Source organism: Pseudoalteromonas sp. P1-26, assembly GCF_001401795.1.
Lineage (GTDB): Bacteria > Pseudomonadota > Gammaproteobacteria > Enterobacterales > Alteromonadaceae > Pseudoalteromonas.
On sequence record NZ_LKDX01000073.1, the window covers coordinates 1 to 11,627 of the forward strand.

6 protein-coding genes are annotated in these 11,627 nt (G+C 42.7%); 4 read left to right on the forward strand and 2 right to left on the reverse strand.

All coding sequences use genetic code 11. The features are described 5' to 3' along the window. Positions 1-469: 469 nt before the first annotated feature. Both AN394_RS20180 and dgt read right to left on the reverse strand, forming a co-directional pair. Positions 470-2,863: a hypothetical protein gene (locus tag AN394_RS20180; RefSeq protein ID WP_152968957.1), complete on the reverse strand. Its 2,394-nt coding sequence runs from the start codon at positions 2,861-2,863 to the stop codon at positions 470-472. 187 nt (positions 2,864-3,050) lie between these two features. After that, entirely contained in the window at positions 3,051-4,508 is a 1,458-nt protein-coding gene (dgt, locus tag AN394_RS20185; RefSeq protein ID WP_054563229.1) for a dGTPase, read from the reverse strand. A gap of 218 nt (positions 4,509-4,726) precedes the next feature. Between dgt and AN394_RS20190 the strand changes: the two genes are divergently transcribed. From AN394_RS20190 to AN394_RS20205, 4 genes are read left to right on the forward strand one after another with little or no spacing between them, the layout of a single operon-like run. Beyond that, positions 4,727-6,139: a glycerophosphodiester phosphodiesterase family protein gene (locus AN394_RS20190; protein WP_055022391.1), complete on the forward strand. Its 1,413-nt coding sequence runs from the start codon at positions 4,727-4,729 to the stop codon at positions 6,137-6,139. 10 nt (positions 6,140-6,149) lie between these two features. Further along, a complete protein-coding gene (locus AN394_RS20195; RefSeq protein ID WP_054563231.1) occupies positions 6,150-8,465 on the forward strand; it encodes a PEGA domain-containing protein in 2,316 nt (771 codons plus the stop codon). 17 nt (positions 8,466-8,482) lie between these two features. After that, positions 8,483-10,240: a hypothetical protein gene (locus AN394_RS20200; RefSeq protein ID WP_055022392.1), complete on the forward strand. Its 1,758-nt coding sequence runs from the start codon at positions 8,483-8,485 to the stop codon at positions 10,238-10,240. 12 nt (positions 10,241-10,252) lie between these two features. Beyond that, positions 10,253-11,446 (forward strand): alkaline phosphatase family protein, encoded by a 1,194-nt coding sequence (locus AN394_RS20205; protein WP_055022393.1) that lies wholly within the window; start codon positions 10,253-10,255, stop codon positions 11,444-11,446. Positions 11,447-11,627 lie beyond the last annotated feature (181 nt).

Consider the following 11,627-nt stretch of genomic DNA (forward strand, 5'->3'; position numbering starts at 1 on the left):
TTTTAGGCGTTAGGACGCGATGTAAAATCGCTGCTTTAGTCGTTAGAGGTCAGATGTTAGATATCAGTCGAACTGTGGGGTTGGTTAGGTTGTGCGTTCTTCTCTGCATTTGAACCTTGTAGGAGGTACTTTAGTGCCGAATCAAACATAAATGAGAGCTGTCAGCCTTCAGCTCTCAGACGCGCGAAACAAGTTTCACGCCTACGGGGAAACATAGGCGCTAGGATCTGGGTTCTAGGCGCTAGGACGCGATGTAAAATCGCTGCTACAGACTCGAATCTCGCACCTCGCATCTCGCACCTTTCCCCCGTAACTTGAGACTCGCTAACTTAAAACATTTCCCGGCTAAAGCCAGTCCTACGGGGGAAACATAGGCGCTGGGATTTAGGCGTTAGGACGCGATGTAAAATCGCTGCTGCAGTCTCGCATCTCGAATCTCGAATCTCGAAACTCGTACCTCGTAACTTAATCACTCATCCGTTTTAAACTGTTTGGCGCGTTCTTCTGCGTCAATTAAGGCTTGTGATTTTGGCTGTTTGGTTTTACTTTCTATCACAGGTTTTTCGTCAGAATTAGGATCCCACGTAGGATCTAGCGATAAGTTCGCAAATGGATTATACGGCTTATCATCTTGTTGCTCTGGCTCTTTGTCGGCTTCTTCACTTTTTTCTTCAGGCGTTTCTTCAAGCTTATCGTCGTTACTCAGTTCGTCAGACAAATCAACAGTTTCTACCGCTGGCTGTGACGGCTCTTCTACATTAACGGAAGCTGGTTCATCTTGTAGTTCTTGTTCAAGTGCTTGTAAGGCTTTAGCTAAATCATCATCGTTAATGTCGTCGTGTTCTTCTGCTGGGTTTGGCGCAGTGACTGTGTGCTCATCTTCATTAAAATGATCAGCAAACGATAAATCATCACCCATAAATGATGATAAGTCATATTCGGGCACTTCATCTTTAGACGGTTCTTCGTCAGTAATCGGCTCTTTTGTAGAATACTCATCAAAACCGAAAGATGAAGATGCAGTAAAGCTTGGTTCTTCAATTTCTGGCTTCTCAAACTCATCGATTTCCGGCTTTTCGAGTTCTTCTATCTCAGCTAATACTGGCTCATCGTCGGCAATAGGTTCTTTAGTTGAGTATTCATCAAAGCCAAACGATGACGAACTCGTAAAGCTTGGCTCTTCAATTTCTGGTTTCTCCAGCTCATCGATTTCCGGCTTTTCGAGTTCTTCTATCTCGGCGAACACTGGTTCATCGTCGGTAACAGGCTCTTTTGTAGAATACTCATCAAAACCGAAAGATGAAGATGCAGTAAAGCTTGGCTCTTCGGTTTCTGGTTTCTCGAGTTCATCGATTTCCGGCTTTTCGAGTTCTTCTATCTCGGCTAATACTGGTTCATCGTCGGCAATAGGCTCTTTAGTTGAGTATTCATCAAAGCCAAACGATGACGAACTCGTAAAGCTTGGCTCTTCAATTTCTGGTTGCTCAAGCTCATCAATTTCAGCAGCCTCAAATGGCTCAGGCTCTGTAATTGGTGGCTCATCGTCAGCAACCGGCTCTTTAGCTGAGTATTCATCAAAACCAAATGACGAAGTTGTAGTAAAGCTTGGTTCTTCTAATTCTGGCTCATCAAGTTCAGCTATTTCAGGGGCCTCGAATTTAGGCTCTGCAAATGGCTCAGGTGTAAGAGGCTCGTCTTGCTGAATGTCATCAGCTTGCGGCTCAGCTTCCTCGTTGATGCTATACGATGAACCTTCTAGGCTTGCTAATTTTAGCTCTTGCTCTAGGCCGCGTTGCTCATCCAAAAAGTCGTCATCAGCGTCACTTACGTTTTTCTCGTCGTAACCTAGTTCAAGATCTTCGAATTGATGGGCATCAGCAAAGTCTTCTGCTGGTGGTTGTTCAGGTGAAGTTTCAGACTCTTGTTCTTCTTTATCACGCTGAGCACTAAAGTGCATAAGCTCAGAAAGCTCGTCATTATTGTCAGTTTCGGTTGCTGTAAATGTATCGTTGGCAAGCGGGTAGCTGTCTTCATGAGGGTGCTCTTGTTCTTCGGCCAGCACTGCGGTTGTTGCTTCTTTGAGTTCTTCAGCTTCTTTTTCAGCAGCTGCTTGTGCTTCTGCAGCTGCTTTAAGGGCTTTAGCTTGCATTAAGCTTTGTTCAAGTTCTGAATCGGCGTCTGCTTTTTTGCTTTGACGAATACGCACAATCACTAAACCTGCAACAAGTAATACCAACAACACAATTAAGCTTGGCATTAATAATGAGCTTGAAGAGCTATCGCTGTTTGCAGGAATAGGTTCTGGCATAGGTGCAGGTGTTGGCGCAGGTTTTGGTGCAGGTTCTGCTTTTACTTCAGGTTCAGCTGGTTTTTCAGCAGTTGCAGTCTCAGCACTTTGGGTTTTCACTTCAGTGGCTTGATCTTGAATAGCAGAGCTTGTAGTTGATTCTACTACAGGTTCTTCAGGAGCATCAGAAATCGTAATACGGTCAACTTTTGCTGGTATTTCGGTTTGTTCTGCTGAGGCATTTGTTTGTTCGACAGGCTCTGGTTCTTGAACTTCAGGCTCAATTGTTGGCATTTGCTGTTCGATAGGCTCAACGGTTTGCTCTGCAATTGGTGCAGTAGTTTCTTCAGGTTCTGCTTGAATAGCGCCTGAGTGCACCCTAGGGTTAGCCGCTGCAGTTGAATTAACTGGGGCTGTTTCTTTCGTTTGTTGTTCTAGTTTTTCGAAAGCAGCTGCATTGTTTACTGGCGTTGGATTTTTGCAGTTTTTCTCATAGTTTCTGGCAGCTGAGCGATAGTTTTTATTGCTGGTGTTAAAGCGGTACTCATGCATTTGCTGTTTTAACAAAATACACATGGCTTCGTTGTACTGAGCTTTACTCGTAAAGCTTAAGCTTAGGAGTAATAAGAGAAAAGTTGTTTTTATAATTGGCATAAGTTCTGGACCAGTAAGGTTTAGTCGATGACCTAACAGTTAATTAATTCTAAGCTGAGACGAGTAATTTATCCACATTTGGTTAACAAATTAAGCGTATTCGTAGTGGTTAATCAATTACCATGAGCGCACGGTATTCGTCGTAAGCAAATTGGTCAGTCATTCCGCTTATGTAATCTTGAATTAAGCGGCAGCGATAATAGAACTCGTAAGCGGCAAAATGATCCGGTTCGGCTTTTAGGGCATCAATGGCTTTTTGGTAGCTATTTAAATGTTTATTAGATAGTTTTTTAACAAGTCGAGTTTCAATTAAGTAGTTTTGGTCGCCTTTTAACACGCGTTTAAAAGCATCAGCATCAAGGGCTAGTAAAGGTTTATAGCAGTCAAGTAAACCGCTAATTATACGGTAACCCTGTAGCTCTAAACGCTCTACTTCTTTGTGGCAAAATACATGCTTTAATGCCACTTGTTTTAAAGTGAGCGTGACGGCATGCAAGTGACTTCGATCTTCTAATAAAGCCTGATTAAAATCACCGTGGTAAATGGCTTCAATATTATTAATAAACCGCTCTGCTGCGTAGCTTACTAATGGGTGTAGCAAGGTCACGCGTAGGTAGATAAAAAATTCGCTATTAAAATTGTACGGCTGCTCTTGTGCTTTACTTAACGCATAATCAATGGCTTTTTCGGCAAAGTCGCTGTGTTTGGTATCGTCTATGGTTAGGTTCGTGAGTGTGCGGGTGTATTGCTCTTTTAACTTTTCGCAAAGCGACTCAACACTAATAATGCCTTTTTCTACGGCATCTTCAATATCGGCCAAACAATACGATATATCGTCAGCTGCTTCCATAATGTAGCTAGCAGGATGACGGCAGTATTGCTCAATTTCGAGTTCAGTTTGTAGTGCTTCAATAAACGGCTTTTCGCTGAAGTAGTAACCCACTTTTTTCATCAAGTAGTTTTTATCTTGCGGGCTGTCTATTTTCGCCATGCTGGCCGGGCGTGTATATTTTAAAATTCCGGCACTTTGGCTGTAGGTTAAGTTTAGAGAAAGTAATGAATGAATTATGCGAATACCTTGGGCATTACCTTCAAAACTTTTTATGTCTTGGGCAAGGTGTTTAAAGATCACACTAATACCAATGCCTTTGCAGCGCTCAGGAGTCAGTGCGTCTAAGTGTTTATCAAACCATTGGTTGATGGCTGCTTCACCAAAGTGACCAAACGGCGGGTTGCCTATGTCGTGCATTAGGCACGCCATTTCTACTAGGCTTTCTAGCGGGCGCTCAAGCCCAGCTAAGCCATATTCTTTTTGTTTTGCATCACTGAGCTTATTAAAAATGGTTTGCACAATAAACCTACCCACTTGTTGTACTTCAAGCGAGTGGGTAAGCCTTGAGCGCACTGCAGCATTACGTTCGAGTGGAAAAACTTGGGTTTTTTGCTGCAAACGGCGAATTGCTGCACTGTTAATAATGCGGCCCCGATCACTTTCAAGCGCCGTGTGTAAATTATTGGTAGAACGCATTTCGCGCGCTGGAGTAATTTTTTTACCAAAATCGATCATTTTTCATTCCCACAAAGCGGTAAAATCGGGCTTTTGCGTTTTGTTAGCAACATTTTGCCATTTATTAAATTAAATCTAACAGCTTGTATCTTAAATTAAAATATTCATTTTTATTAAAGTTATTACTTTAAATCGTGGCCTTTATTCATATATTATTCAGTTTTACGCACTTCTTCATTATCTTGTATTAAAAAGGAAAGCCTTTTGGCTATAAAGCAATGATGCAAACTCTGTCTCAAAAACCATGGCTCCTTGCCAGTATTCTTCTGTGTTGTATTGGTTTAACGGCTTGTAAAAACACCCCAGAGCCAAGCGCTGAAAGCACCTTAACGGTGGCCGAAAAAAATGCCATTAAGGCCAAGCAGGGTGCACTGTATGCACGAGGTTTTTATGAAAGCCAACTTGGTAATATCAACTACGCCTCTGCTAGGCAATGCAGTAACTTTAATTTGCAGAGCCACCGTGGCTCAATTCGTTATGCAGAAAACTCGCTTAACGCGGTAATTGATGCCATCGACAACAATTTTGACGTTGTTGAGATTGATGTGCGAATTACCCGTGACGATGTGTGGGTTGTGCATCATGATGCCCGTACAGGTCGGGAAACCGGCACAGTTGACAATAAGCGCCGCAAAATTGAGTCGATGAGCTATAAAAAAGAGTGGGGCTATTTACGTCATCGTAACCAAGATACCGGGTTACTTACCGATGATATGCCACCTTCATTTAGAGAGCTTGCTGCCACATTTGCGCGCTACCGTAAGCCTCATCAAAAACTGAATATTGAAATAAAATCAAAGGCCTCAGTTAACGATTTAAAAATGCTTGATTATTTAGCATATGAATTTGTTGGCGGTGGTAACTACTTTTTTAGCAGTTTAGAAATGCGCAACCTGACTCGTATGCGCGATATTAACCCAGATATTTACTTGGCATTTATTCAGTCACCGGCAAAAGCCTCAATGAATAAGTTAGCAAGTGACCTAAAACGCGGCGCTGGTAGCGACCCAATTTACGAGCGCAACAAAGAAGAGCTTGAGAGCTTACAAGCTCTGGGTAATCGCTACCATCGTGAAAAACGTTACGACAGCCCAGTTAAGCTCGATAGATTAGCAAAACAGCTAAAACGTAACTTTGGTTATGTGCTTGATATTCGTCATTACAAGCAAAGTGCAGCACGCTTAAAGCCGGTTGCTAAAGCGCGCGGTATTATGATTGCCACTTATTCTATTAACGGCCACGACTATCATGAGCGCAGCCTATTAGCGCAGTCACGTTCTCTTCGCCCTGACTCTGTAATTATGGACGATACCGTTTATGGCTTTTGTTCTGTGTTTGAGTTACCAAAAATGCAGCCGTATTTTAGCGATGAAGCAGACGCTAAGTTGATTGCCAGCATGCCCACAGACCTTGATTTAGAGCGCCTTGATGAGCTGTATGCTTATAAAGGGAATCAGCTTTACCCAGCGGTCGGCGGCACGCTTAAATCAACTCAGGCACAAACTTATATTCCCAAAGTAACATCGACTCCTTCAGCACCTAATTTAGAAATTGGGACTCGCCAAGCCGATGAAGATTTTAGCCTAGAAACAGATCCTGCTGTTGAACTAGAACTGCGTAAAAAACAATAAGAATAAAACTATGACTGATTTAATAAAGCCGTTTTGGTGGCGCTGTTTGCTACTTGTTTTAGCTACTTTATATTTATTACCTGAGGCAATTTTTAATGCCCAGTTAGTCTCTTTAGTCGGTTTAGGTACCCCTTCGGCAGAAGACCTTGAACACCTCGAAATTTATGGCCGAGCTGTATCTGGGGTGGGTGTTGCACTGCTGTTAGCTGACTTTTTACCTAAGGCTATGGTTGCCAAAGTGGGCCGTGGCATTATCTCGTTTATCGCTTTATTGTGTTTAGTTTGGCCGGTGGTGTTTTTTGGCCAAAAATATGCCATTGAAAAAACCTTAATTGAGCCTTCAACCGCAGAGCAGCGCCAGTTTGCTACCTACAGTGCTGCACTTAGAGACGCGCTGGCGATTAACTCGATTAAAGTGAACGACCTTGATTACAACCCTGAGCAATTACATAGCTCAGAAAACCTGACCTTTTTGGCGCTGTTTGGTGGCTTACTGTATAGCGATGCCGCCCTTTCAGACAACCTAGAGCAAGATAAGCGAAAGATTATTGCTGCGTTTGTACAGAAAAAAGCGTATCAAGATTTTGATAAACATTATAAAAACTACAGCCAGTTATATGATGAGCTGGTGGTTAAATACAAAGCCTATGCTGATGGCAGTAAAAAGTACAACAGCACTTTGGCAAGTATCGGTGAGCGCGAGCAAGGTTATTGGCAGCAAGTTGAACAAGAGATCAATAGCGGCTGGAACAAGTACCAACAAGCGCAAAAAGCCCATATCGCAAAAGCGTCAGCGCGTGCACAAAAGTATGGCCCGAAGATTTATGATTACCACCACAGCATTGCAAAATGCCGTGAGCGTTATGACAAAAGCAGTGAAAAAGACCGCCGAAATCGTTGTTATGAACGCGAAGCAGCAGACTACCGAAGCAATATTTTAAAAGCCGGTATTGGCTACATAGAGCCTGATTACTGGCTTATTGAAGAAGATGTTTCGGTTGCTGAAAATGCCGCAGGCACTATTTTAATGGGTGTGCTTACTGGTGGTGTTTATACCGCACTACAAGCTGCTAGTTTAGCAACCGGTGGTGATGGCGGCTTTAAAGATAAGCGCTACAAATACACCGATGACCCAGATCATTACCAGCTGCGTTTTTTACAACATCCAAATTTTCATAAGATGTTTGTAAGTGAAACGGGCTACCCATTTACAATCGAAAACTTAATGGCGTTTCGTGCTCACGAAACAACACAAAAGAAGCTTAGAGGACATTTTGCCAGCAAAGGGTTACAGCTTGAAAGCAACTGGAATGTGAATCAACGCCAAGCATTTGCTAATGCTGTAGCCAATAAGGTTACAAGTGAAGCTAATGCACAATGGCAAAGCGAAATGCGTAAACGCGGCATGAGTTTAAAGCCAAACTTAAGCTGGGTTGCGTTTCAGCTACACCCACAAATTCAAGCAAAAATTGCCGATAGAATGGGTGATTTATACGTAAAAAACATTCGTGCCGATTGGAATAAAAAGAACTTTAAAGACAAGGTGCTTGATCCAAACATTGCAAAACGCACCGACAAATACCTAGCCATGCTTAATAGCTCTGAGGGTAAATTTGCTGATGGTGGTGAGTATGCCGAGTACGGGAAGCAAGCATTGCGTTCAGTGATTATTCCGCCTATTTCGATGTCGTTATCACTGTTTTTGATTTGCTTAACCTTTAGCAAGCTGCCGTTAAAACTGTGGCAACTGGTTAAACCTAAGCAAGAAAAGCAACCAACGACAGGTGTATCTGTTTTGCAAAAGCTGATTATGCCTGCGCTGATTTTGATAGTGCCAGTAATGTTTGTGCATAACACCTTTACCAAGGATGATCAAAGCCCTGTTAACTACTTTTTAGACAAGGTCGATGAGTCGAGCAATCCGGTGTTTAGTTATGCTATTCGTTGGACTTTGCATGCCCAGCCTCTGCTGCATCCTCTTGGTTTAAAGTTTGAAGAAAAACTGCATATTTACGAGAACTTTAGCCCGCTGAGCCATGCTTTAGCCAAGGTTGATATTTTGCGCCATGGCGATGCCAGTTTAAGTGCTGAGCAGCAACAGCGTAGACAATATCTGGTTGAGCAAAAAACTAAACTTACCATTACTACAAACCCGGCGAACGCCACTATTCGCATTATGAATATCGGCCCTAAATATCGCCCCGGCATGACATTAAAAACTGGCGCTTATGATATTCAAGTGTCGGCGCCTGGGTATAAAACGTATCGACGTTGGCACCAAGTAGATGCTGGCGAACAAACATTAACCATTGATTTAAGCAATTAATTAAGCAAGGAATGAAAATGCAACATTGCCAAAATACGGTGTATGCCACCGATCTTCACTGTTGTGACTGTGGAGAAGCTCTTGAGCAAAAAAGACAAATGCACACGGTTGAAGAACTCAGCCCTGACTTGCTGGTTGATGTGAAAAACTATGCGCCACAAGCGAGTACGATCACAGGCGTTGTGAAATCAATGTTTTACTATAAGCGTCGTTATAAAACCAATAACGACAACATGCTGTACGGTTATTGGTGGCTAGAAGTTGAAGACAAAGATGGCATTATTCATGAGTTTAGTGTTGATGCAGAAAAAGATGTGATTGCTAACCTACAAAAGGGCAATGTAATCACCGCATTTCAAGAAACACCGTTAACGCTTAATTATCGCATTGCTGATGGCAATGCTAGGCGGGTAGTTAAAAATGACCGCTTTATGCCTGTTGTGATTGTGCATTTTGCTGACCAACAATATCGCAGCTGGGACAAAACCATTAGCCGAAACTACACTGGCGGAACGATATTGTGGCTGGTGCTAAGTGTTATTACATTCTTAATCATGTTGTTTGCTGCAAAGCTTGAGTTTTTGCCTGCGCTACTTGCGTCATTGCCAGTTGCTATCGGGGTATTTATGGCAGAGCACAACTACCATAAAAAAGCTAAAGCCAAACAAGAAGCAAAGTATGATGCGATTTTAGCTGCAACAGATGTGATGCTATCGACCACCCTAAATCAACTGGGTTATAACATGCTGGCAAGAACGCCAAGTAAGTCAGATGTTATTTGTATCTCTTGCCAGCAGCGTATTAGCCAAGATGCTGCGCATTGTTATTGCTGTGGCGCTAAGCAACACGTTGAAGCGATTGCTGAAAAAGAACAATCACTTGCAAAAGATGATGAGCAAGCCATTAGCATTCAAAAAGCGTTAGAGTCGAGCATAACTAAACCGACCAGTATTGCTGAGCTTGAGCATGCCATTATGGATGAGTATAGCCTTGCATATGAAAACGCTTATGAGCATAAAAATGTTTGGGCACGTAACGAAAAAGGCACTATTCGTCATCGTGCTGTGCTTGGCAAAGTACTAGAAAAAGAGCAAAGCGCACATGCTAATGAAACCCGCCAAACAGTGACCACGACAGAAACCACAACGACGTATCGAGGTGGCACGTATGTAGGTAGTGACGTAAAAGAGCGCGTTGAAGTTTATCGTAATCGTAGCACCACCTTAAAAGGTGAAATCATGCTCGAAACCGCATCGGGTGAACCATATATTTTTAAAGCGGGTGAAGATTTACTGGGCTCTGTTGATATTGGTGATTGGGTGTATTACGCCTACAGCAGTGTAGACACAAAACGTTATTATAAGTATTACCGAGAGTATGCCGTTAATGTGAGTAAAGACATTACTTATGACAACTCATCAGTACGCAGTTTTGGTATGGTGCATGGCTTTAACCGTATGGTACTACTTGGTCTTACATCAATAGGGTTAGCTTGGTACTTTGATGCGCAAGATTTTTATCCATTAGTAAATACACTTGTGCCAGATGTTGGCATTGATTTACTCAATGATTACCCGCAAGTGGTTGAGCACTTAGATGGCCTACCGGTTGCTGTGTTTATTGTGTTAAGTGTGGTTACAGGCGTTTGGGGCTTTATTTATAGCCAAATAAACGGCTCACGTTTAAAACGTAGTGTGAAAAAGCTAGAAAGCATGATCACAAAATTTTCAAAACAGTTTGGTAAAGTTTCTGAGCAAATTAACAAATTGAACTAAAAAGGGTTTCGCATGCGTATTTGGCAATTAGTTTTAGCGGGTTTATTAGCGTTCAGCTCTCTTGTAAAAGCGGAGCAAGAGCAATCTGTGGTACTTATTTCGATAGATGGATTTCGCTGGGATTACATTGAAAAACATCATGCAAAGCACTTAAAAGCAATCAGTGAACAGGGCGTGAGAGCAAACAAAATGCGCCCTGTTTATCCGACCAAAACCTTCCCGAATCATTTGTCGATTATTACCGGTTTATTGCCTGTTAATCATGGCATTGTCGAGAACCGCTTTTGTGATACTGAGCGTAACGACTGCTACAAAATGGGTAAAGGGAAAGACGACAGCACTTGGGTAAATGGTATTCCGCTTTGGAACCTAGCGCAAATGCAGGGCTTAAAAGCCGCCACCTATTTTTGGCCTGAATCAGATGCGCGCTTTAACGGCATGCTACCTGATTACTTTTATCATTATTCAAAACACAGTGATTACCAAAAGCGTGTTGATCAAATTATTCAGTGGTTGAGTTTGCCAAAAGCACAGCGCCCACGTTTAGTGGTAAGTTATTTTTCGTTGGTCGATAGCATGGGGCACGAGTTTGGCCCTGATGCTAAAGAAACTTATGACGCAGTGCAAAAGCTCGATAGTTTAATGGCTGATTTATCGAGCCGTTTAAAAGCGCTTGATGAAAACATTAACTTAGTGATTGTGTCTGATCACGGTATGGCGTCTGTAGATCCAAGCCTTAGTATTAAAATTGATAGCTTGCCGCAAGACGACAACTTCATCGTGCAAAACACCGGCCCTCGGGTTTTATATTATGCAAAACCAGATAGCAAAGCAGACATTAATGGATTCAGTAAAAAGCTTGCTCAAGCCGCTGATGGTCGCTATATCGTGCTAAGCGAGCAGCAAAAGCGTGATTATCACTACGATAAAGGCCCGCGCGTTGGCGATATTATTTTACAAACCGACGCACCTAGAGTGTTTACTGACAGCAAAATGGCCGGTTATTTAGGCACTCATGGTTACGCTTACAGCGAAGATATGGCCGCAACCTTTATCGCCACCGGCCCCGCCTTTAAACAAGGCCTACGTTTAGACAAAGTAAGTAATTTAGATGTGTACCCGCTGATCGCCAAAATTCTAGGCCTTGAGATTTTAAGCCCAATCGACAGCGACGGCGCAAGTTTATGGCCCGCGATTGAGGAGTAGGTGTGAGTTGGTGAGGGGAAAGGCTCTAGGGGAAAGAGTAAAGTTAGAAAGGGGAAAGGAGCTGGGTATTAGGCTCTATGCGCTAGGCGCTAGGACGCGATGTAAAATCGCTGCTACGAGTTTGATTTCACTTGTAGGAGGTACTTTAGTGCCGAATAGAATCAAACATAAATGAGAGCGG